The 23189-nt window shown below is 64.9% G+C and carries 23 protein-coding genes; 15 read left to right on the top strand and 8 right to left on the bottom strand.

Annotated elements, in window-relative coordinates; translation table 11 throughout:
* The first annotated feature begins 13 nt into the window (after nt 1-13).
* The 9 genes from CFB81_RS32380 to CFB81_RS32420 all read left to right on the top strand — a co-directional run bounded on the left by CFB81_RS32380 (nt 14) and on the right by CFB81_RS32420 (nt 8596).
* Complete coding sequence (locus tag CFB81_RS32380) at nt 14-874, top strand: GNAT family N-acetyltransferase (protein ID WP_089437860.1); 861 nt, start codon at nt 14-16, stop codon at nt 872-874.
* Between the two features lie 12 nt (nt 875-886).
* Complete coding sequence (locus tag CFB81_RS32385) at nt 887-1813, top strand: glyoxylate/hydroxypyruvate reductase A (RefSeq protein WP_089437861.1); 927 nt, start codon at nt 887-889, stop codon at nt 1811-1813.
* Between the two features lie 163 nt (nt 1814-1976).
* Nucleotides 1977-3377, top strand: a complete 1401-nt coding sequence (locus tag CFB81_RS32390; RefSeq protein WP_069620085.1) for an aspartate aminotransferase family protein — start codon at nt 1977-1979, stop codon at nt 3375-3377.
* An 85-nt stretch (nt 3378-3462) separates the two neighbouring features.
* Nucleotides 3463-3954 (top strand): Lrp/AsnC family transcriptional regulator, encoded by a 492-nt coding sequence (locus tag CFB81_RS32395; protein ID WP_006749694.1) that lies wholly within the window; start codon nt 3463-3465, stop codon nt 3952-3954.
* A gap of 113 nt (nt 3955-4067) precedes the next feature.
* A complete protein-coding gene (locus tag CFB81_RS32400) occupies nt 4068-5540 on the top strand; it encodes an NAD-dependent succinate-semialdehyde dehydrogenase (RefSeq protein WP_089437862.1) in 1473 nt (490 codons plus the stop codon).
* Between the two features lie 132 nt (nt 5541-5672).
* Nucleotides 5673-6269 (top strand): TetR/AcrR family transcriptional regulator, encoded by a 597-nt coding sequence (locus tag CFB81_RS32405; protein WP_089437863.1) that lies wholly within the window; start codon nt 5673-5675, stop codon nt 6267-6269.
* 50 nt (nt 6270-6319) lie between these two features.
* Nucleotides 6320-7801 (top strand): MFS transporter, encoded by a 1482-nt coding sequence (locus CFB81_RS32410; protein ID WP_089437864.1) that lies wholly within the window; start codon nt 6320-6322, stop codon nt 7799-7801.
* Between the two features lie 60 nt (nt 7802-7861).
* Nucleotides 7862-8170 (top strand): EthD family reductase, encoded by a 309-nt coding sequence (locus tag CFB81_RS32415; protein WP_089437865.1) that lies wholly within the window; start codon nt 7862-7864, stop codon nt 8168-8170.
* A 117-nt stretch (nt 8171-8287) separates the two neighbouring features.
* Complete coding sequence (locus tag CFB81_RS32420; protein WP_256976404.1) at nt 8288-8596, top strand: hypothetical protein; 309 nt, start codon at nt 8288-8290, stop codon at nt 8594-8596.
* A gap of 105 nt (nt 8597-8701) precedes the next feature.
* Here the strand turns inward: CFB81_RS32420 and CFB81_RS32425 are convergent, their stop codons facing one another.
* The gene (locus CFB81_RS32425; RefSeq protein ID WP_089437866.1) at nt 8702-10177 is read right to left on the bottom strand and encodes an HD domain-containing phosphohydrolase; all 1476 of its coding nucleotides are present in this window, start codon (nt 10175-10177) and stop codon (nt 8702-8704) included.
* Here CFB81_RS32425 and CFB81_RS36345 point away from each other — a divergent pair.
* Together CFB81_RS36345 and CFB81_RS32430 are read left to right on the top strand one after the other, a co-directional pair.
* On the top strand, nt 10076-10459 hold the full coding sequence (locus tag CFB81_RS36345; RefSeq protein ID WP_179236115.1) for a hypothetical protein: 384 nt from the start codon (nt 10076-10078) through the stop codon (nt 10457-10459). The two genes, CFB81_RS32425 and CFB81_RS36345, sit on opposite strands and share 102 nt — an antisense overlap.
* A gap of 12 nt (nt 10460-10471) precedes the next feature.
* Nucleotides 10472-11047 carry a DUF308 domain-containing protein gene (locus CFB81_RS32430; RefSeq protein ID WP_069620078.1) on the top strand — a complete coding sequence of 192 codons (576 nt, stop codon included), beginning with the start codon at nt 10472-10474 and terminating at the stop codon, nt 11045-11047.
* 149 nt (nt 11048-11196) lie between these two features.
* Here the strand turns inward: CFB81_RS32430 and CFB81_RS32435 are convergent, their stop codons facing one another.
* Entirely contained in the window at nt 11197-11772 is a 576-nt protein-coding gene (locus CFB81_RS32435; RefSeq protein WP_089437867.1) for a GNAT family N-acetyltransferase, read from the bottom strand.
* 241 nt (nt 11773-12013) lie between these two features.
* A complete protein-coding gene (locus tag CFB81_RS32440) occupies nt 12014-12490 on the bottom strand; it encodes a GNAT family N-acetyltransferase (RefSeq protein ID WP_089438163.1) in 477 nt (158 codons plus the stop codon).
* Between the two features lie 495 nt (nt 12491-12985).
* Between CFB81_RS32440 and CFB81_RS32445 the strand changes: the two genes are divergently transcribed.
* Entirely contained in the window at nt 12986-13387 is a 402-nt protein-coding gene (locus tag CFB81_RS32445) for a hypothetical protein (RefSeq protein ID WP_089437868.1), read from the top strand.
* Between the two features lie 218 nt (nt 13388-13605).
* Here CFB81_RS32445 and CFB81_RS32450 read toward each other — a convergent pair whose 3' ends face one another.
* The 4 genes from CFB81_RS32450 to CFB81_RS32465 form a co-directional block, all read right to left on the bottom strand.
* Nucleotides 13606-13986: a hypothetical protein gene (locus CFB81_RS32450; protein WP_256976405.1), complete on the bottom strand. Its 381-nt coding sequence runs from the start codon at nt 13984-13986 to the stop codon at nt 13606-13608.
* Nucleotides 13987-14613: 627 nt separating this feature from the next.
* Nucleotides 14614-15582, bottom strand: a complete 969-nt coding sequence (locus tag CFB81_RS32455) for a quinone oxidoreductase (protein WP_089437870.1) — start codon at nt 15580-15582, stop codon at nt 14614-14616.
* A gap of 49 nt (nt 15583-15631) precedes the next feature.
* Nucleotides 15632-16198 (bottom strand): TetR/AcrR family transcriptional regulator, encoded by a 567-nt coding sequence (locus tag CFB81_RS32460; RefSeq protein WP_069620077.1) that lies wholly within the window; start codon nt 16196-16198, stop codon nt 15632-15634.
* A 277-nt stretch (nt 16199-16475) separates the two neighbouring features.
* A complete protein-coding gene (locus tag CFB81_RS32465; RefSeq protein WP_256976406.1) occupies nt 16476-17126 on the bottom strand; it encodes a GntR family transcriptional regulator in 651 nt (216 codons plus the stop codon).
* A 52-nt stretch (nt 17127-17178) separates the two neighbouring features.
* On the opposite strand from CFB81_RS32465, the gene CFB81_RS32470 reads away from it, so the two are divergent.
* Complete coding sequence (locus tag CFB81_RS32470) at nt 17179-18345, top strand: pyridoxal phosphate-dependent aminotransferase (RefSeq protein ID WP_089437872.1); 1167 nt, start codon at nt 17179-17181, stop codon at nt 18343-18345.
* A gap of 177 nt (nt 18346-18522) precedes the next feature.
* Here the strand turns inward: CFB81_RS32470 and CFB81_RS32475 are convergent, their stop codons facing one another.
* On the bottom strand, nt 18523-19869 hold the full coding sequence (locus tag CFB81_RS32475; protein ID WP_089437873.1) for an MFS transporter: 1347 nt from the start codon (nt 19867-19869) through the stop codon (nt 18523-18525).
* Between the two features lie 298 nt (nt 19870-20167).
* Here CFB81_RS32475 and CFB81_RS32480 point away from each other — a divergent pair, with 298 nt between their 5' ends.
* The gene (locus tag CFB81_RS32480) at nt 20168-21205 is read left to right on the top strand and encodes a LacI family DNA-binding transcriptional regulator (RefSeq protein ID WP_089437874.1); all 1038 of its coding nucleotides are present in this window, start codon (nt 20168-20170) and stop codon (nt 21203-21205) included.
* A 188-nt stretch (nt 21206-21393) separates the two neighbouring features.
* Entirely contained in the window at nt 21394-23175 is a 1782-nt protein-coding gene (locus CFB81_RS32485) for an IlvD/Edd family dehydratase (protein ID WP_089437875.1), read from the top strand.
* Nucleotides 23176-23189 lie beyond the last annotated feature (14 nt).

The following is a 23189-nucleotide window of genomic DNA, read 5'->3' on the forward strand; positions in this document are numbered from 1 at the left end:
TCCGGAGTCCGGCGTGTCCGACCTCAATCCTTCCCGCACGCTCATCTATCGTCCGTTCGCCGAAACCGACCTGCCCGCCGCCCATCGACTGTCGGAGGCGGTCAAGTGGCCGCACCGGCTCGACGACTGGCGCTTCGCGTTCCAGCTCGGCGGCGGCTTCGTCGCCGAAGACGAAACCGGCGTCGTCGGTACCGCGCTCGGCTGGCGCTTCGGCGAATCGCACGCGTCGCTCGGCATGGTGATCGTGTCGCCCGAGCGCCAGGGCTGCGGCATCGGGCGCGAGCTGATGACCCGCGTGGTCGACAGCCTCGGCGCGCGGACCATTTTTCTGCATGCGACGCCGGCGGGCGAGCCGCTGTACGCGAAATTCGGCTTCGATGTGATCGATACGATCGATCAGCACCAGGGCGCCGCGTTCCAGCCTCCGCTGATCTCGCTGCCGCCCGGCGAGCGCCTGCGCCCGCTCGGCACCAACGACGGGCCGCGTCTCGCCGCGCTCGCGTCGCGCGCGGCCGGCTACGAACGCGGTGCGGTGGTCGAGGCGCTGCTCGACGTCGCGAACGGGATCGCGCTCGACCGCGACGGCGAACTGCTCGGCTTCGCGCTGTTCCGCCGGTTCGGCCGCGGCCACGTGATCGGCCCGGTGGTCGCGCCGGATGCGCTGCGCGCGCAGGCGTTGATCAGCCACTGGCTCGCGCTGCACGAAGGCATGTTCGTGCGGCTCGACGTGCCGGGCGACAGCGGGCTGTCCGACTGGCTGCAGGGTCTCGGGTTGCCGCGCGTCGACACCGTCGTCGCGATGGCGCGCGGCGCGACGCCTGCCCGCGACCCGGCGCTGCGCGCGTTCGCGATCGTGAACCAGGCGCTCGGCTGAGCGGAGCGCACGATGAGCTTTCTCTACAAGGCCGACCCGGTGCGCGGCGCGCAGTGGGCAGCGCGCTTCGCGCAACAGGCGCCCGATCTGCCGTTCCGGATCTGGCCGGACCTCGGCGACGCCGAAGCCGTCCGCTATCTCGCCGCATGGCAGCCGCCGGACGATCCGGTCGCGCTGCTGCCGAATCTCGAGGTCGTGTTCTCGGTCGGCGCCGGCATCGACCAGTTCGACCTGTCGCGCGTGCCCTCGCATATCCCCGTCGTGCGGATGATCGAGCCGGGCATCGTCGAAGGGATGGTCGAATACGTGACGCAGGCCGTGCTGACGATCCATCGCGACCTGTTCGACTATGCGGCGCAGCAGCGCGACCAGGTGTGGCGCGAGCATCCCGTGCGCGCGGCCGCGTCGCGGCGCGTCGGCGTGCTCGGGCTCGGCACGCTCGGCCAGGCCGTGCTCGACACGCTGCGGCGCTTCGGTTTCCCGTGCGCCGGCTGGAGCCGCACGCCGCGCACGCTCGACGGCGTCGACTGCTACGCGGGCGATGCGGGGCTCGACGCGTTCCTCGCCCGCACCGACATCCTGATCTGCCTGCTGCCGCTCACCGACAGCACGCGCGGGCTGCTCGGCGCACGTGTGTTCGACGCGCTGCCGGCCGGCGCATCGCTCGTGCAGGTCGGGCGCGGCCCGCAGCTCGATGAAGCCGCGCTGCTCGCGGCGCTCGCGAGCGGCCGCCTCGACAGCGCGATCCTCGACGTGACGGATCCCGAACCGCTGCCGGCCGGCCACCTGTTCTGGATGCACCCGCGCATTCGCATCACGCCGCATATCGCCAGCGCGACGCGGCCGGACACCGCGGTCGACGCGGTGCTCGCGAACCTCGCGCGCCATCGCGCGGGCCAGCCGATGATCGGCGTCGTCGATCGCACGCGCGGCTACTGACCTGACGCGCGCCCGGCCCGCCGGGCGCGCAGCAGAAAATGCCGAAGCGCCCCGCACAAACGCCGCGCGCATACGTTTCGGGCCGCAAATTGAAGACGCATGCGGATTTCTCGCCCGTTAGCATGAACTCACCGCTGACACCTGACGAGAGTCCCGCCTTCCCATGAACCAAGCCGCGCTGATCGAAGCCGATCGTCAACATCTGATCCACCCCGTCGTCAATTACCGTGCGCACGAGGCGCGCGGCGTCACCGTGCTGGAATCCGCGGACGGCGTATTCCTGCGCGACGCCGCGGGCCACACGCTGCTCGACGCGTTCTCGGGCCTGTGGTGCGTGAACGTCGGCTACGGCCGCGACAGCATCGTGAAGGCCGCCGCCGACCAGATGGCGAAGCTGCCCTACGCGACCGGTTATTTCCATTTCGGCTCGCAGCCGGCGATCGAACTCGCCGAACGGCTCGCCGCGCTCGCGCCGCCGTCGCTGAACCGCGTGTACTTCACGCTCGGCGGTTCGGACGCGGTCGATTCCGCGATCCGTTTCATCACGCATTATTTCAACGCGACCGGCCGCCCGTCGAAGAAGCAGATGATCGCGCTGGAACGCGGCTATCACGGTTCGTCGTCGGTCGGCGCCGGCCTCACCGCGCTGCCGGCGTTCCACCGTCATTTCGACCTGCCGCGCGCGGACCAGCACCATATTCCGTCGCCCTACCCGTACCGCCATCCGCTCGGCGACGATCCGCAGGCGCTGATCGCCGCGTCGGTCGCCGCACTCGAAGCGAAGGTCGCCGAACTCGGCGCGGACAACGTCGCCGCATTCTTCTGCGAGCCCGTGCAGGGTTCCGGCGGCGTGATCGTGCCGCCGGCCGGCTGGCTGAAGGCGATGCGCGACGCGTGCCGGCGCCTCGGCATCCTGTTCGTCGCCGACGAGGTGATCACCGGCTTCGGCCGCACGGGCCCGCTGTTCGCATGCGAGGCCGAACAGGTCGATCCGGACCTGATGACCGTCGCGAAGGGCCTGACCGCCGGCTATGCGCCGATGGGCGCGGTGCTGATGTCCGACGAAATCTACGAAGGGATCGCGGGCGACCGCGCCGATTCGCCGGTGGTCGGCCACGGCCATACGTATTCCGCGCATCCGGTGAGCGCGGCGATCGGCCTCGAGGTGCTGAAGCTCTATCACGAAGGCGGACTGCTCGCGAACGGCCAGGCGCTGGCGCCGCGCTTCGCCGCGGGGCTCGACGCGCTGCGCGCGCATCCGCTCGTCGGCGACGCCCGCTCGGTCGGCCTGCTCGGCGCGCTCGAACTGGTGGCCGACAAGGCGCACAAGACGCGCTTCGACCCGGCGCTGAACGTGCCCGACAAGATCGCGGCCGCCGCGTACGCGAACGGCGTGGTGTTCCGCGCGTTCGGCGACGGCGTGCTCGGCTTCGCGCCGGCGCTGAGCTTCACCGCGGGCGAGTTCGACCTGCTGTTCGAACGCGTGCGCAAGACGCTCGACGACGTGCTGGCCGACGCGGGCGTGCAGCGCGCGCTCGACGCCGCGCACGCGCAGCCCGCCTGACCGGCCAAGGGAAAGCCGGGCTTGTGGCCGCCATCGTTCGACTCTAAAGTAACCGGACATTCCATTTTTGCCTTCTCACGTGAACATGACGGACAGCAAGCTGGATCGCATCGACCTGCGCATCCTCTCCCAGTTGCAAAAGCGCGGCCGCATGACCAACGTCGAGCTGGCCGATGCGGTCGGGCTGTCGCCCAGTCCATGCCTGATCCGCGTGAAGCGGCTCGAGAAGGCCGGCTACATCGGCGGCTACGGCGCGCACATCCAGCTCGAGAAACTCGGCGACGTGCAGGTCGTGTTTACCGAGGTCACGCTGGCCGACCACCGGCGCGAGGATTTCGACCGCTTCGTCGCGGCGATCCGCAACGTCGACGAGATCGTCGAATGCCACCTTGCAAGCGGCGGCTACGACTATCTGCTGAAGTTCATCACGCGCAGCGTGAGCCATTACCAGACGATCGTCGAAGGGCTGCTCGAGCAGAACATCGGCATCGAGAAGTATTTCAGTTACGTGATCATCAAGTCGCCGTTCGTCAAACGGCACTACCCGCTCGAATCGCTGTTCGGCGAACGTCACTGACGCACCGGCGCGGCACCCTGTCACGCGGCAGCCCGCTGTCCGCGCGGGGTCGTCGCACGCCCGCTCCGCCGTCGTTGTCGTTGTCGCCGAACCGCTTCACTCAAGGACCTGTCATGCCGCTTACGCTGTCCCGAACCGAACTCGTTCGCACCGCCAACCTGATCGACGGCGCGTGGCGCGATGCGCTCGACGGCCGCCGCTTCGCCGTCACCGATCCGGCCACGCTCGAGACCGTTGCCCACGCACCCGACAGCAGCGCCGCCGACGCACACGCGGCGACCGATGCGGCGGCCCGCGCGCTGCCCGCGTGGCGCGCGACGCCCGCGCGCGAACGCGCCGCGATCCTGCGTGCATGGCATGCGGCGATCGTCGCGCACACCGACGATCTCGCGAAGCTGATGTCGCGCGAACAGGGCAAGCCGCTTGCCGAAGCGCGCGGCGAAGTCGCGTACGGTGCGTCGTACGTGCTGTGGTTCGCCGAGGAAGCGACGCGCACGTACGGCGACCTGATCCCGCAGCAGCAGCGCGGCAAGCGGCTCAGCGCGGTGAAGGAGCCGATCGGCATCGTCGCCGCGATCACGCCGTGGAACTTCCCGCTCGCGATGATCGCGCGCAAGATCGCGCCTGCCCTCGCGGCCGGCTGCACGGTCGTCGCGAAGCCGGCGGAGGACACGCCGCTGACCGCGCTCGCGCTCGCGTTTCTCGCGCAGGAAGCCGGCGTGCCGGCCGGCGTGCTGAACCTGATTACCGCGTCGCGCGAACGCGGCGTCGAAGCCGCGGCCGACTGGCTCGCCGACGGCCGCGTGCGCAAGATCACGTTCACCGGCTCGACGCCCGTCGGCAAGCTGCTCGCGCGCGAATCGGCGGCGACGTTGAAGAAGCTGTCGCTGGAGCTCGGCGGCAATGCGCCGTTCATCGTGTTCGACGACGCCGAGCTCGATGCCGCGGTCGACGGGCTGATGGCGGCCAAGTTCCGCAACGGCGGGCAGACGTGCGTGTCGCCGAATCGCGTGTACGTGCAGGCCGGCGTCTACGACGCGTTCGCCGAGAAGCTCGCCGCGCGCGTCGCCGCGCTGAAGGTCGCGCCGGCGACCGACCCGGCCGCGCAGATCGGCCCGATGATCAACGCGCGCGCGGTCGACAAGATCGCGCGGCACGTCGGCGATGCGGTCGAACGCGGCGCCCGCGTGCTGACGGGCGGCAAGCGCCTGACCGAACTCGGCGCGAACTATTACGCGCCGACGGTGCTCGCCGATGCCACCGCCGACATGCAGCTGACCTGCGAGGAAACCTTCGGCCCGGTCGCCGCGCTGTTTCGCTTCGAGTCCGAGGACGAAGCGGTCGATGCCGCGAACGACACGCCGTTCGGGCTCGCCGCGTATTTCTACACGCAGGACGTGCGGCGCATCGCGCGCGTGTCGGCACGGCTCGAAACGGGCATCGTCGGGATCAACGAAGGCGCGCTCGCGAGCGAGGCCGCGCCGTTCGGCGGCGTGAAGGAATCGGGCTATGGTCGCGAAGGCTCGCGTTACGGGCTCGACGATTATCTGTCGATCAAGTATCTGTGCCAGGGCGGGCTGGACTGATCGGATGAATCCCGGCCGTCCGCGAGGACGGCCATCGCCGCACCTAGTCGGCACACACGCGTTGACATCGGAACCGATCGGTCCATATAATGAATCCAACTTCAGGCACCGCATCGTTTGCGAAACCGATCAATGGCAAATCCGGCTGGCGTGGGCCGTCCCCGCGAATTCGAACTTGACGATGCCGCGCGCGACGCGATGGACGTTTTCTGGGATCGCGGATACGAAGGCGCGTCCCTGCCCGACCTGATGGCCGGCACCGGCCTGTCGCGCGGGAGTCTGTACAAGGCGTTCGGCGACAAGAAGGCGCTGCTGCTGGCGGCGCTCGACCTGTATATGGCCGACGGGCTCAAGGCAACCGCGGACATCCTGTCGCAACCCGGCGCCGTGAAGGATGCGATTCGCGAGTCGCTGTTGCGCTATGCGCGCCTGTCCGTCGGCGAGGCGGGCCGACGGGGCTGTCTCGCGGTCGCGATGACCACCGAACTGGCCGCGCGCGACGCGGATGTCGCGGAACGCACCGGCCGCCTGTACCGGCGGCTGCAGCAACTCTATGCCGGCGCGATCGTCCGTGGCCAGGCGAGCGGCGAGATCCCCGAGCAGGACGAACAGGTGCTGGCGCGTTTGCTCGTCTGCCAGATCGAAGGCATGCGCGTGCTGGGGAAAACCGGTATGTCCGAACCCGACGTGGTCGCGCTGGTCGACCGCACGATGCGCATCCTCGACTGATATTTTTTTACCCAATTTGGAACCAAATGGTTCCGTATGGAGAGCCGTCCATGTCAAGGAATGACCCCGTATCACCCGACCCGCGCCGCTGGGCCATGTTTTCGGTCCTGCTCGTCGGCGCGTTCCTGCCGCCGCTGGATTTCTTCATCGTCAACGTCGCGCTGCCGTCGATCCGCGCGGAACTGGGCGCGTCGTCGTCGGCCGAGCAGCTCGTCATTTCATCGTATGCGGGCCTGTACGCGGTGACGCTGATCACCGGCGGGCGATTGGGCGACCTGTTCGGCCGCGGTCGCGTGTTTTTTCTCGGCTTGATCGGCTTTGCGATCGCCTCGACGCTGTGCGGCCTCGCGAGTTCGCCGTGGACGCTCATCGTCGGCCGCGCGTTGCAGGGCGTAACGGCCGCGATCATGGCGCCGCAGGCGCTCGCTTCGATCCAGGCAATCTTTCCGGAATCGGAAAAGCCGCTCGCGCTCAGCTTGTACGGCGCGGTATTCGGCCTCGCCGCCGTGGTCGGGCAGGCGCTGGGCGGGATCCTGATCTCGCTGAATCTGTTGAATCTGGGTTGGCGCACGATCTTCCTCGTCAACCTGCCGCTGGCGATTCTGGTCGTCCTGTTCGGGATTCCGCTGTTGAAAGAAACGCGTGCGCAGCATGCGCGCAAACTCGACTTCGGCGGCACCGCGCTGTCGATGCTGACGCTGGGCGCGCTGATCGTGCCGCTGATCGAGGGGCGCGAAGCAGGCTGGCCCGTATGGGCATGGGTGTCGCTGCTCGCGGCGCCGGCCCTCGCGGGGTTCTTCTGGCGCTACGAGCGCCGGCTCGGCCGCCGCGGCGGCGCACCGCTGCTCGATCCGGCCGCGCTGCGCGCACCGGGGCTGGGCCGCGCGTTGCTGATCGCGCTGCTGCTGTACTCGATCGGCGCGTTCTTCCTGCTGTTCTCGGTGTATCTGCAGAATGCGTTGCACGTCGACGCGCTGAGCGCGGGCCTCGTGTTCTTGCCGTTCGGCGTCGGGTTCCTGCTCGGCCCGTTGTCGACGCCTTTCTGCTCGCGTGTCATCGGCGCTTACGTCAATCCGTTCGGCATGGGGCTGGAGATCGTCGGGCTCGTCGGCCTCGCGTGGTTGATCAATGTAACGCCGATCGGGATGCCGCTCGCTGCCGTGCCGCTCGCCGTCGTTCTCTTCGTTATCGGTTTCGGACAAGGGCTCGCGCTGCCGACGCTGATGCGCATGGTGACAGGGCGCGTCGCACCGGCGCTGTCCGGCATGATCGCCGGCATCGCCAGCTCGACGCTGCAGGTCAGCACGTCGCTCAGCGTGGCGATCATCGGCGGCATTTTCTATACGACGCTCGGCACGCGCCAGGAGCCGGCGGCCATCGCGCACGCGTTCATCGTCGCACTGCTGTCGATCTCGGTATTCCTCGCCGTCGGCGCCGCGCTGGGTATCTCGCTCGCACGCGCGCCCGCCGCGCACCCGTCGAGGCGGGCTGCCGCCCGGCCGGTATTCGGCGCCGAACGCGAACGGTCGTAATCCGCCGTATTCGCCCGTAGCGACATTCATCGCCGTAGCAGTCCGACCCGGAGGTTCTGCATGTATTTCGTCGTTTCCTATCGCCGAGCCGCGGGCACGCGATTCGATTCCCGTTACTACGTCGAGCAACACATTCCGCTGGTGGAGAAATCCTGGAAGCCGTACGGGCTCGACTACATCGACGCGTTCTTCCCGGCACGTGAGGATAGCGAACTGATCGTCGTCGCGATGTGCCGCTTCAAGGACAGCGCCGCGCTGGATGCTGCGTTCGCTGCCCCGGAGACGGCAGATGTGATGGCCGATATCGATGCGTTCACCGATATCGAACCCGATCGGCACATCGCGGATGTGTTCTCGCCCGTGTCGTAGCGGCGATCGCACCGCCATGCATCGGTTGCGGCCGGCGCCATCGGTCACTTGTCCGATAGCGCCGCGAACGATCGGGTATCAGGATAGGCAACCGTCACGCGAATACTCGGCCGGGGGATGACTGCAATGTCGGTACGTCAGATCTTCATCGTTGCATTGGCGAACGGCCTGCCGCGTGCGTTCGGCGTGCTCGCGATCGTGTCGGGCCTGTTTCGGATCGGCGCCGCAGTGCATCGCGGGAAGCACGCCGGCACGCCGATGCGAACGATCTCGGGTGGGGCGCGAACGGCGCTGGCCGGCGCGCTGCTTTCCTGTGAAGCCCTCGGTGCCGTCTACTTCGCAATCGCGGCGTTGGGATACGGTTGGGCCGACACCGATGCAAGAGCCCCGGAACGCCGGAAACGGATGAACGACTGGCCGACTTGAATGGTGCAACCGCCATCTTCGATACGCGGGCGGAGTGTCAAAGGTCGCGCCGGCCCGACCGGCGGTTCGCATACACACGAAAGCGAATCCGCGTCGCGGAACGCGTCAGAGCAGCCCCAACGCCGACGCCTTGAGAGTCGCCGCGGCACGCGTCGAACATTCGAGCTTGCGGAACGCCTTCTCGACATGGGTGCGCACCGTGCTCGGACTCATCGCGAGCGCCTGCGCGACCTGCTTGTTGCTCGCGCCGCGGGAAATCGCCCGCAGGACGTCGATTTCCCGTGCGGACAGGCGCGGGCCAGCGGCCGGCGCGCCCGTGGCGATGCGCCGGAGCACGGGCGCGCCGCCCGTCACGAGCGCGGCCACCACTTCGCCGCATAGCCGGCCGCACGCCGCTTCTTCCTGCAACTGGCTGGCGGCGGCCGCATCGCTCAGCGCCGCGCGCCACGGACGCGCCGAGCGCAACGCGACCCACGCCAGCGACGCCGCCAGCACGCGCGCTTCCAGCGTCAGCGCCGCATCGCGCGCGCCGCGAAAATACCCCGAGCCGTCCAGCCGCTCGTAGGCATACGACGCAAGCACCGCGGCTTCGCCGAGCGCGCCGGTCTGCCTGCCCGCGCGCTCGGTCCAGTACGGCACGAGTCGCACCTTTTCCCACGCGCTCGCAGGCAGCCGCGTCGGCAGATTCCACACGTCGTTCGGCACCGCAGCCCTGCCGATGCCATGAATCAGGCCGGCGCGGTACACGCGTTCGCGCGCGGCCTCGTCCGGCGACAGACGGCCGTAACACGCGGCCGCCGTCGCGGCGACCGAACGCGAAAAACCCGTCATCCACGGCAATTTCAGATCGATGACGTCCGCAATCAATTCGGCGGACGTCGCGCCCTGCATGTCCGGCGTGGCCAATGCGGCATCCACGTCGACGGGCGCCATGTGTTCGAGCGCCGCCAGCCAGCGCGGTGCGTCGCGCGCAGCCGTCTCGACGAGCACGGCCGGATAGCGCGACTCCGCGCGTTGGCGGATCAATTCGAGGGCCCGTTCGATGCCGTACGTGCGGCTGAATACGTCGAGATCGCCCGCCAGTGCGACGATCGACACGGCGGGCGGCACCTGTTCGCGCACGAGCCGCGCAGGCAGCCCGTTGCCGTCCCAGGTTTCGAAAATGTGCCGCAGCGCGGTTTCCGTCGCGCGGGACAGATCGAGTATTCGCGCCACCTCGCCGGAGACTTCGCAATGAATCTGCGCGAGCGGGATCAGTGCGACACCCGCGCCGCCGATCGCTTCAGCCATGCCGGCCCGGTTCGCGAGCATCGCCGCGCGAATCGCGACGTCGTCGCCGAATATCTGCGCGAAGCCCGCCGCGTTCGCCGTGCAGCCCGACCAGCGCAACAGCGCCACCTCGCGGGCCGTGTCGCAGACCGATGCATCGAATCGTGCCGCGTGCGCGAGCTGCGCCGCCAGCCACCCGGTGCGCGGCGAATGGTCGGTCGGCTGGCCCATGCTGAGATCGCCGATGAAGGCCAGCGCGCGGACGGCGTCGACTATGCGCAGCGGGGTGTGATGGGCTTCGGCGTCGGGCATCGGGTGGGCGGGGACATTCGCGAGGATGGGAAAACGATCATACGCGACGGCGTCGCGGCGTGCATGAGCATGCGCAGCTGCGGCGCGCCGGAGCCGGGCGGGCGCGATGTCCGCCGGCATCGGTGCAGGCAACCGGCAGCGGGCTTCGCCATCGGACATCTGACCGATGGCGGCAAGCGCGGACGATTGCGATACTCGGCGCACTGGAGATCCGGTCGGCGCCGCATCCGAATCCGCGTGGCGGAAATTCTGCATGCCGGCCGGGACGACGATTCAATGTAAAAAGGAGTGCAAATGACTGATCGCTACCCCGAATTCCACGCCCCTGCCGACGAACACTGGCTGAAACGATACTACTTTTCCCGGGCGGTGTTCTCGCTGATCTGGGTCGCGCTGGCGTTTTCCGTCGGCCGGCAGAGCGAGGCCGGCGCGGCGGTCCTGCTGGTCGTTTATCCGGCCTGGGATGCGCTCGCCAATTTCGTCGACCTGTCCCGCAGCGGCGGGATGGCGGCAAACCGCACGCAAGCGGTCAACGTCGCGATCAGCGCCGTCACGACACTGGCGGTATTTCCGGCGCTGAACGCGGGCATGGCCGCGGTGCTCGCGGTGTTCGGCGTCTGGGCGATTCTCTCCGGCGCGCTGCAACTCGGCACCGCCGTGCGGCGATGGAAGCACGCCGGTGCGCAGTGGGTGATGGTGCTGAGCGGCGCGCAATCGGCGCTGGCCGGGTTGTTCTTCATTGTCCAAAGCCATGCGCCGATGCCGCCGGCGATCGTGAAGATCGCCGGCTATGCGGGAGTAGGTGCGCTTTACTTCCTGATATCCGCCATTTGGCTGCAGGTGCGGGGGATGCGGCGCAGGGTGTCGTGAGCCGTCGGTCGGAATGAAGATGTCACGCTACAAGCGCCGTCGCCATGCTTACGGTCAAGGCCGCGCGTTGTGCAAAGCATGAACTCTTGCGGGCGATCGTAGTGCTGACAACAGCAATTATTTCGCAGTCGAAGGCGTTGACCCGCTCGTTAGCCACGACGTAGGCAATCAGAACGTAACAACGAAAACTGCAGGAGATCGTGATAGGCACCACGCCAGTACCCCGCTTGACGCTGATACCCTTCACGGACAAAGCCCAGCGTTTCCAGCACTTGTATAGAGGATGCGTTCTGAGGGTGAACCTGGGCTTCGATGCGGTTTATCTGCATCATGTCGAAACCGTAATCGATCGCGGCCGAAAGCGCTTCGTTCATGTATCCCTTGCCACGGGCAAACGTAGCGAGCTCATAGCCGACGGCGCAGCTTCGCCAATTTCGATTCCATCGGAAAAAGCCGCACGTACCAAGGAACAGGCCGTCCGAAAGTCTCTCGACGGCCCAACGGACGCCAGAGCCACTGCGCCGCCAGTCGGCAAATGCCCGAATCAACTTGTCAGCCTCTCCTATATCGGTCATAGGATCGGTACCGAACCAGCGCATACCCTCAGCGTCGCCATGCACCGCGAACAGCGACGGTACATCGCTGGGCAAAAGCTCCCGCAGTGACAACCGGCAAGTGGTCAGTGTTGGAAACGTGCGTTCCGTTTCGCTTCCATTGATGGGCACATGCGCCCCTATGTCGATGTTCCATTTGGTTTCAATAGATTGTCGTCAGTCCCGCCGACCAAATGTCCGGTGTTGGCTGCGGATTCAACCCGAAGCGGTGTGCTGTAGCCGCCTCGAAGAAGACTATCAACTCTCCCAATTTCGGTCGTTCGATGTAACGCTCAGAGATTACGGTATGGCGGGTATGAATCAGGGCCGACTGTCGCCAAATACGGGTGGCAGTAGCCGGCCCGGGGGCAATCTATGCACTGAGTGGTACGCGTTTTGTCATTGGTACGCAGGCTAATTCCAATCCACGCGAAGTACGATACGTCGAAACTGAATCGCCCGTCCAACCACAATGACGATAGAACGGCGCTGCGTTTAGCGTCGCGTCGAGGTGCATTTCGACAAGGCCATGATCGTCGGCCAACGCTTCGAGAAATTTCAGCATCTTGCGGCCAATTCCTCCTCCCATGTGAGAAGGCCGGACGAAGATAGCGTCAACTTGCCCATTTGCGACTGTAAGCATGCCGGTACCAACGATCAGTCCTTTATCAACGGCAACGTAAAAGTCACGCTCGACAATGCTTGCCCATTTGTCGGTGGGCGTGCCATCGACCCATCCCGAAAGAGTTGCTTCGGGATAGTACCCAGCGCATGCAGCATGCACTGATGTTTTACGGATTTCCCACGCGTCGAAGACGTCGTAGCAGTTCGCTTTTCGTATCGTCAGCATGTCACGCTCCTCGGCTCGAACCACCGAGTCGACACGCAGCAACGTCCCGAGGGACGGAAACAGGTACTCTGTAATGCATGCAACCACTCCTATCTGCGCCAATGCAACTCGGAGCGGCTGAAAAGACACGGCCCCGTCATGACTGGCGGGGCCGTAGAGGAAATTTGTGTGCGATCTATGAACGTCACGATTCCCACGACTCGCCATTGGCGGTCATGGTGCACATCATGGATTTGAGCGCGTCGGAGTTCATACAGACATATTGCCGCCCGACGACTTTGGCGTCAACTGCCATTCAACGATTGTCAACGTCGTAAGTAGCCGAGGCAAACGTCTCAAAATGGCCGAACGCGGCCGGCCGCGGCCCCATGACGCGCGACCGGCGTACATCGACCCTGAAGAGACGGTCCGGTTTGCCGGAAGCAACCATTCAACATTACACTTGGCCTATGACTTACCTTCCCCTATCGAGCTTTCTTTCGAGCCCGTTTTGTCATGGATGACTCCGATCAAATCGACAAAATCGTGGAAGATTCGTTTGGCCTTTGGATTACGGGTCTTTTCAGCGCGATCAGCGGCAATTCACCGGGTATGGCCTTCCATAGCCATAGAGATGCATTCTTTCGAGTCGTCGAGCATCTGCTTCAGACGGGAAGGATCAAGTTCATTGCCCCGGGAGCGGATTGCTATGTCTCGCCCGAACATCCGAATCCTCGATTTACGATCGACGATCACCAAGCGCAGTGGCACGCTTCGCCTGACGAGATCATCTCCTACCTCCGAGACAGGTGGCCAGAGGCTGCATGCCATGAGCACGATCTGTTACTGCTCGATTACTTCTACAGTATCCCCGCAGTGATATGGGTCGCCGACGATGGCACCTTGGTGGCATCTTGATCGGAGCGATCACGGCAATTATTCGAGAAGCTGACCGAAGCCCGATTGATGAGAATCTAGACGGTGATGCCGGATGTCTGAAAGTGGCCGAACGCGGCCGGCCGCCGCTCTGTGACGCATGACCGGCGCAGATCGACCCGAAACGGGCGTTCGGCACACGACCGGCCAGCGTCTCTTGCTGGACGTATACCGCTCAACCCGAGCGGTATCGGCGATCTTTACGGTTTAACCCGATGATCCGTGAATTCATAGTCGGACATGCAATCGGCCGAAGGGTCTCGCTCAACAGCCGAAACATGAACGGTATCGTTGTCTATAAAAGTGTAGGTGTAGACATCGGGTGCAGGAATGCCCTCAGTGAAGAGGGAAATCTTGTCGCCATTTGTTTCCCACTGCCCCCGCGCCTCATTCAAAAGCTGAGTCTTTTCAGGATTTTTATAGAATGCAATTTCGAACTTTCCGTTCGATGATCTTTTCATAGTCCACGCCATATAGGAACATTTTCCATCCTTGTCCCGCTGACCCTGCCAGTTACCAACCATACGGCCATCGAGAGCCGAAGCGAGATTGGACACCGAGAGAAGAACTGCAACGAGCAAGAAATTTCGAGTTATGTATTTCATAGTAGCGATTTTACTAATGGAGAAGAGCTATAACGCCTGAATTGAGCTGCGCCGCAAGCGGATCGAATTACTGTCTCAGCCGATTGCGTTTTGGTCAGGATGCTGAGATTCTCGCGAGAGCCGACCAAGCCTCGACTTCATCCTGAAATGCCAAGCGATTGCGACCTCGATGCCCCAATCTTCGCTTCTAACATTGCAGCTTTTCCCGGATACGTTGGATGCCCCCGTACCCGAACATAGGGCGATCACACCGGTTCTACGGCAACTGAGCGTGAAACTTGAGAGGGCGACTGAACGACCGCTCTCGGATGCGGATTCAACCCGTCGATGCAACACACTTGAGGCTGCATAGCAGCAAGGAGTGTTGCAATGACGGGTTGAATCCGCAAAGCGGAACGATCATTCAGTATCGTTGCTCGACGGCAAGTCATCGGCTCTTCTGCCGTCGGGATGTTGGCGACTGTGAGGCAGCTCATAGGCGCGTTGTCGCCCTTCGCACCACCCTAGCGTCGAATGTCAGATGCCGTTGCGAGTCAACGAATTGACGTTTCGCAGACACCCCGGACAGTATGCGCGCTGCTCGGGGGTCTCATGCCGGTCACATCATGGAATAAGCAGCAATTTGCCAGAGGTCTTACGGCTCCACATATCGGCTTGAGCTTGCGCCGCATCTGCCAATGCATATACGCCGCCATTGTGTACATTGAGCATCCCTTCACGCACCCAACTGAACAGCTGCGCTGCATGCGAACGCAGCAACTCCGGGGTTCGAATATGGTCCGCGAAAGAGGCATAACCGATCTTGATGCTCTTAGGTAGCCGGAACAGCTCTATCGCCGTGTCAGCTCCTAGAACCGGTCCGTACCAGCACAAGGTACCTGAATAGCGCAACACATCAAGCGACGCCTGGAATGTCGTCGGTCCCGAGCCGTCGTACACCACATGCACGCCGTCGCCTCCAGTAATGTCCATCACGGCATCAACGAAATTGCCCGCGCGATCCACAATTACATGATCCGCACCAGCTGCTTTAGCTACCGCAACCTTGGATTCCGACGAAACACGGCCAATGACTGTACCACCACGCAACTTGATGATTTGAGCCAGCAACGAACCTACGCCACCGGCGGCGGCATGCACCAGTGCAATATCGCCTTGCTGGATCGGATAGAAGTCGGTGGCAAAATGACTGGCAGTGAAGCCATTCATCATGAGCGACGCCGCGACACGGTCGTCAATGTCGTCCGGCACCCGTGCTAACGCTGCCGCCGGCAGCACGACCTTTTCCGCATAGCTGCCTGGTGCATATGCCCAGGCCACACGCTGACCGACCTCAAGATCGGACACGCCTTCGCCTAGTGCCAGCACACGTCCCGCGCCTTCCACGCCAATTATTTTAGGATTGGGCACGTTGGTCCAGGCCATTCCCTGGCGAATTCCAATATCCATGAAATTCACGCCGGCCACAGCGATGCCGACCAGCACTTCACCCGGACCGGGAATCGGATCATTTCGCTCGACATACTCGAGCATGTCTACGTCGCCGACGCCATTCATCACCACCGCTCTCATGACACCCTCCAATACTAGAATGATCGTTCCATTAAAAGGCAAAAAATTTTTACATCAAGACCCGCATCGCCAACTGGCCCAGTGATGCCAATTCCGGATCGGTGGCGCCTCCACGCGCCGACAACCGAATAGCCGCGATACTTGCAAACAGGAAGCTTGCAGCTTGTTTGGCGTCTACGTCCCGCGAAACGTCCCCTTGTGCCTGAGCTTCCCGCACCTTTTGTGTCAGCGACTCAAGCAAAAATTTGCCGACCCCTTCGCGCAATTTGGTCAGTTCCGGGTCCGAGTCTCCGAACTCGCAGATTGAAACCACACCCAAACAGGACTGACGGGCCTCACGCACGACGCGATTCATCATCGCGCGCAAGCCATCGATGGCCTTGTGACCTTCGTTCAGCGCGTCAAGATGTGCCTGACGTTCGATATCGCCATATCGCTTTACTGCAGCGCAATAGAGTCCCCACTTGTCGCCAAATGTGTCGTACAAACTTTGTCGACCGATCCGCATTGCTTCGACCAACATGCCGGCTGAGGTGCCTGCATAGCCATGCGAGCGAAAGACGTCGATTGCGGCATCTAGGACGTGGTCAATATCGAACTCTTTATTTCTAGCCATGATCGGACTCTTTGTTTATAGCCGTGAACCATTCTATCGATACTGGAACAAACAGTCAAATAAGGTAATGTTTCGGGCAATGGCAGGCTAACCTTGCGCCGCGTGGCCCGTACTCCCGCGTGACGTAGATCCGTTCGATGGCGGTGAGAAGTGGGGCAACAACTACTGGCCCAATGCCGCCGGACGCGGTCGACTATAGCCACCGAGGAGAAAACGCCAGCCATTCCGAAAGCCGGCCTTTTGAACCGCTTGATGCGCCCCGGCCCGACCTGCCTCCCTACCGCCTATCCAACGCCTGAGCCAGCGCATCTCCCGCGGCCAGAATATGCGCTGACAAGGCCGCACACGCTGCGTCCACATCACCCTCGCGTATCGCCCGAACGATGTTCCGATGCTCGTCATTCGAGCGCCCCTGCCAATCAAGTTGCTGCCACGTCGCATACAGATGCCGTGAACTGGCCCGATGCATGTCCCCAATCGCGGCGACGAGGCGCGGCATCCCGCACCGCGCGGTCAATGCGCGATGAAACCTCAGGTTCAGCGTACCGAGCACGGCTATCCCATGCGCCGCCGCTTCCTGATCGAGGATCGCATCGAGCTCCTCCAGCGCCCTTGCGTCGAGCGCGGGAATCGCCTCACGGAGCGCCAGCGCCTCGAAAGCCGCACGCATCTTCGCCATTTCAAGCACGTCCGCCGGCTCGAGCGGCGCCGCCCGCACGCCCCGTCGCGGTTCCACCACGGCCAACCCTTGCGCTTCCAGCCGTCTGAACGCCTCGCGTACAGGCACATGGCTCGCGCCGAACTCTGCTGCGATGTGGTCCTGACGCAGCCACTCCCCCGGTGCGATGACGCCCGAGATGATGCGGTCCGCCAATGCGACGGCGATCCGATCGGCCAGCGAGCGATCGTCCTTGACTTCAAAGTTCATGCCGACCACCATGCATATATTATCTATTAAATTGTAACAAACCGGAGGCTCGATGCGCCACCACCGCCCTGTCCGTCTGCAGCACATTGCCGGGATTGGCGTCGATCGCATGGGTTCGATCGCCGATCACGCCGACGTCGACCTTTTGCGACTCGAAAATCTCGACACCGACATCCCACCTACTGCAGAGGCGCTCGCCTTCACCCGAGAGGCCATCCTGCGAGACTCGGCCAATTCCTATTTGCCATTCGTCGGCCAGGATCGGCTACGCGCGAGCGCTGCCGCCCACGTGTCGACGCTGTCGGGGCAGCGCTTCACTGCCGACCAGGTGGTGGTGTCGGCGGGCGGACTCTCCGGCATTCTGAACACGCTGCTCGCCACCGTCGAGATCGGCGACGAAGTCATCGTCACCGATCCGACGTACGCGGGTCTGCTGAACCGCATCCGCCTCGCCGGCGGTGTGCCCAGGCAAGTCCCGTTCGCGTTCACGCCGGGCGGCGAATGGAAGCTGGACCACGCCGCGCTGCGGGCAGCAATCGGCCCGAAAACGCGAGCCATGCTGCTGATGTCCCCTTCGATGCCTTCGGGCGGCTTCTTCGATGCGTCCGACTGGCAACTGATCGCGAGCCTCTGTGTGCAGAACGATCTGATGCTGATCCTCGACAGCGCGATGGAACGGCTGCTCTTTGACGGACGCACGGTCATCCATCCCGCCGGCCTGCCCGGCATGGCCGAGCGTACGGTCACGGTCGGCGCGGCGTCGAAAGAATTGCGCATGATTGGCTGGCGGGTCGGCTGGATCGTCGCGCCGGAATGGCTGATTCCGGATCTCGTGGCCGTGTCGCTCGCGAACGTCGTGGTGCCGGTCGGCATCGCCCAGGAGGCTGCGGCGGTTGCGCTCGAACATTCCGCAGCCGATCTGCGTGGCTACGTGAGCGAACTCGAGAGGCGGCGGGATACGGTCGCCGCCGAACTGTCGGGGCTCCCGTTCGGCATGCCGGCGGGCGGCTGGTCGATGCTGCTGCGCGTCTCCGATTTCGGCCTGACCGGATCGCGGATGTCGGAGCGGTTGCTGCGCCACGGCGTATGTGCGACGGCGATGACCGGATGGGGCGTTGCCCACGGCGACGCGTATATCCGCTTCGTGTTCGCGAACGAACCGGTCGAGCGATTGCGCACGCTCGGGGACAAGGTGCGCTTCGCGCTGGAAGACGCCTGAGGGCTGCTCACGAGAAAGCGGAGCCACGCATAGGTCGTCGCGGGCGGGACGTATCCGGAATTCCGTCCGTGATGGTCGAGCGAACTCACGCGAGATCAATCCAAATGACGTGATGCATCCGCCGCCGGGGCAGCGCGATGTCGCAGCCCCGGCCGGACGTAACGTCGCGCGAACGCCCTACCGCCCACCCGGCGGCCGCAGGATATCGCGCGGAATCGACGCGATCAGCACGCAGCTGACCAGCAGACAAGCACCCAGTGCATAGGTGCCGTTGTTGATGTTGCCGGTCATTTGCTTGGCGACGCCGGTGATCATCGAGCCCGTGAAGCCGGACAGGTTCCCCACCGAGTTGATCAGCGCGATGCCGGCGGCCGCGGCCGTGCCAGACAGGATCTGCCCCGGAAAGGTCCAGTAGATCGGCATCAGCGCGAGGATGCCGCACGTGGCGATGGTCAGGAATACGATCGACAGCGCCACGTTCTGTGCAAACGCCGCGCTCAGGATCAGGAAGACGCCGCCGATCAGCGCGGGAATCGCCGCGTGCAGGCGGCGTTCGCCGGTCTTGCGCGAGTGCGACGCGTTCCACACCATCGCAAAGATCGCCGTCAGGTACGGAATGGCCGTCAGCACACCGATGTGCAGCGGGCTGTGCACGCCCGACGCGCGGATGATCGACGGCAGCCAGAAGGCGAGCCCGTAGAAGCCGGTATTGAACGTCAGCAGGATGAAGGTGAGCAACCAGACGCGCGGGCTGCGCAGCGCGGCGCCGATGCTGTGCGACTTGTGCACGGCCTCGGATTCGAGGTTGCGCGACAGCACCGCCTTTTCGTCGGCGGACAGCCACTTCGCCGATTGCGGGCCGTCGCCGAGGCAGGCCAGCACGATGAACGCCACCACGATCGACGGCAGCCCTTCGAGCAGCAGCATCCATTGCCAGCCGCTCATGCCCGACAGGCCGTGCGTCTGCTCCATCAGCCAGCCGGACACCACGCTGCCGAGCGTCAGGCTCAGCGGGATCGCGACCAGGAAGCCCGACATCGCCACGCTCTGGCGCCGCGCCGGGAACCAGTAGTTCATGTACAGGATGACGCCCGGGAAAAACCCCGCTTCGCACAGCCCCAACAGGAAGCGCAGCGTGTAGAACATCGTGGTGGTCTGTACGTGGAAGAACTGCGCGAGCGGCACGATGAACGCCATCGACGACGACACGATGCCCCACGTGATCATGATCCGCGCGATCCAGAAACGCGCGCCGTAGCGGTGCAGCAGCAGGTTGCTGGGCATTTCGAACAGGAAATAGCCCCAGAAGAAAATGCTGGCGCCGAGCGCATAGACGCCGTCGCTCAGACTCAGGTCGTCGAGCATCTGCAGCTTCGCGAAGCCCACGTTGACGCGGTCCAGGTAGGCCACGACGTAACAGAGCAGCAGCAACGGCAGGATGCGCCGCATGACCTTGCGGTAAAGGGCGTCTTCGGACGAGTCGGCCGCGGCCGGTGCGGCAGCGGCCTGCGTAAGGGATGGCATCGGTCTGTCTCCTGATTGTGTCGATCTTCTTCGTACCGGCGAGTGCGCTTGACGCATCGATGTTACCGATAACATTCCGTGGCAAAAAAAAGCCGACGAGGCGACGGGAGCGATCGGCACGCTGATACCGGTAACAAATTCGAAGGTAGCATGCGGCGATACACGCATACAAGTCCCGCCGGACGCGTGGTTTCCCTAGTGCGGCCATCACGGCGACGGGCGCGCCGCGACCGTGCCTGCGCGGTATGCCGCACCGGTATGATGTAGCCTTTCCGGCCTTCTCCCGATCGCGATTCCGATGCCCAGTCCCACCGCCGTCCGGCCCGCCGGGCCGCCCCGCATGTCAGACGTAGCGCGCCTCGCCGGCGTATCGAAGATGACGGTGTCGCGCGTGCTCGCCGGCCACAGCGTGGCCGCCGAGACGCGCGCACGGGTCTGCGAGGCCATCGAGCAGCTCGGTTACGTGGCGGATGCCGCCGCCGGTGCGCTGTCGTCGGGGCGCTCGGAATTCGTCGCGGTGCTGGTGCCGTCGCTGTCGAGCTCCAACTTCTCGGACACCGTGCGCGGCCTGACCGATGCGCTCGAGCCGCATGGTCTGCAACTGCTGCTCGGCGATACCGACTACGACCTGGAACGGGAGGAACGGCTCGTCCGGTCGATGCTGCGACACCAGCCGCGCTGCATCGCGCTGACGGGATCGCAGCACACCGATGCGACGCGCAAGGTATTGGAGCGCTCGGCGATTCCGGTGGTCGAGATGTGGGACCTGCCCACGCGCCCGATCGACACCGCCGTCGGCTTCTCGAACGTGCGCGCCGCCCGTGCGATGGTGCGCCACCTGGCCGAGCGCGGGTACCGGCGCATCGGCTTTCTGGTCGGCGCGAGCGAACTGGATCGCCGCGGCCTGGACCGGCTCAAGGGCTACCAGGCGGAGATCAAGGCGCTGGGCCTGGGCGAACCGCGCGTCGTGCGGCTGGGCGAATCGCCGATCACGATGAGCCACGGCGGCCCCGCGATGGCGGCGCTGCTGGAGCAATGGCCCGATACCGACGCGGTGATGTGCGTGAGCGACATGTCGGCATTCGGCGCGATCATGGAGTGTCACCGGCGCGGGCTCGCCGTGCCTGCCGACATCGCCGTGGCCGGCTTCGGAAACTTCGAGGTGGCGACATGCTGCCACCCGACCATCACGACCGTGTCGGTCGACGCGTACGGCATCGGGCTGCGCACCGGCGAAGCGTTGCTGGCGGCGCTGCAAGCGCGCAACGGCGGCGAGCGAACCGAGTCGAAAAGCATTCGCATCGACTACACGATCATCGCGCGGGAAAGCGCCTGACAAGCCGACGGCCGCGCGCACCCCGGGGTGCGTCGCGCGCGGCTTCGTACCGGCCCGTACTCCACGCCTTCGCCACGCGCGCACGAAATCCCTTCCGCGACGCAAAAAACCCGTGCTAACATCCAAGCGATGTTACCGGTATCATCCGGCACGCAAAATGAAAAAGGCCCCTCAGGAGACAGCCTGCCATGTCACACACCCCTCGCCGCCTGCGCAGCCAGGAATGGTTCGACGACCCCGCGCACGCAGACATGACCGCGCTCTATGTCGAGCGCTTCATGAACTACGGGTTGACGCGCGAGGAACTGCAGTCGGGCCGCCCTGTCATCGGGATCGCGCAGACAGGAAGCGACCTCGCGCCGTGCAACCGCCACCACATCGAACTGGCCGAACGCACCAAGGCAGGCATCCGCGACGCGGGCGGCATTCCGATGGAGTTCCCCGTGCATCCGCTGGCCGAACAGAGCCGCCGGCCCACCGCCGCGCTCGACCGTAACCTCGCCTACCTCGGGCTGGTGGAAGTGCTGCACGGTTTTCCGCTGGACGGCGTTGTGCTGACGACCGGCTGCGACAAGACCACGCCCGCGTGCCTGATGGCCGCGGCCACCGTCGACATGCCCGCGATCGTGCTGTCGGGCGGCCCGATGCTCGACGGCTGGCACGACGGCAAGCGGGTCGGCTCGGGCACGGTGATCTGGCATGCGCGCAACCTGCTCGCGGCCGGCGAGATCGATTACGAAGGCTTCATGCAGCTGACCACGGCTTCGTCGCCGTCGATCGGCCATTGCAACACCATGGGCACCGCGCTGTCGATGAACAGCCTCGCCGAGGCGCTGGGCATGTCGCTGCCCGGCTGCGCGAGCATTCCCGCCGCCTATCGCGAGCGCGGCCAGATGGCTTACGCGACCGGCAAGCGCGCGGTCGAGCTCGTTCGCGAAGACCTTCGCCCGTCGACAATCATGACGCGCGCGGCATTCGAGAATGCGATCGTCGTGGCCTCCGCGCTGGGCGCATCGACGAATTGCCCGCCGCACCTGATCGCGATTGCACGCCACATGGGCGTCGAACTGAGCCTGGACGACTGGCAGCGCCTGGGCGAAGCCGTGCCGCTGCTCGTGAACTGCATGCCGGCCGGCGAATACCTCGGCGAAAGCTTCCACCGCGCCGGCGGCGTCCCCGCGGTGCTGCGCCAGCTCGATGCGGCCGGTCTGCTGCGGCGCGACTGCCTGACCGTATCGGGCCGCGCGATCGGCGAGATCGCCGACACCGCGCAGGACGCCGACCGCGACGTGATCCGTACGCCCGACGCGCCGCTCAAGCACGGCGCCGGCTTCATGGTGCTGTCGGGTAACTTCTTCGACAGCGCGATCATGAAGATGTCGGTGGTGGGCGACGCGTTCCGCCGCACCTATCTTTCCGAGCCGGGCGCGGAGAATACGTTCGAGGCGCGCGCGATCGTGTTCGACGGCCCCGAGGATTACCACGCGCGCATCAACGATCCCGCGCTGAACATCGACGAGCGCTGCATTCTCGTCATCCGCGGCTGCGGCACGGTCGGCTACCCGGGCAGTTCGGAAGTCGTGAACATGGCGCCGCCCGCCGAGCTGGTGAAGCGCGGCGTGACGTCGCTGCCGTGCCTGGGCGACGGACGCCAGAGCGGTACGTCGGCCAGCCCGTCGATTCTCAACGTGTCGCCGGAGGCGGCGGTCGGCGGCGGCCTCGCGCTGCTGCGCACGAACGATCGCGTGCGCGTGGACCTGAATCGCCGCAGCGTCGACGTGCTCGTCGACGAGGACGAACTCGCGCGCCGCCGCGAAACCGCCAGCTTCACCGTGCCGCAGGCGCAAACGCCGTGGCAGGAACTCTATCGCCGCTTCGTCGGCCAGCTGTCCACCGGCGGCTGCCTCGAACCGGCCACGCTGTACCTGAAGGTGATCGAGCAGCGCGGCAATCCGCGCCATTCGCACTGACCCTACCGCCCCCG

The organism is Burkholderia sp. AU28863, from assembly GCF_002223195.1.
Lineage (GTDB): Bacteria > Pseudomonadota > Gammaproteobacteria > Burkholderiales > Burkholderiaceae > Burkholderia > Burkholderia sola.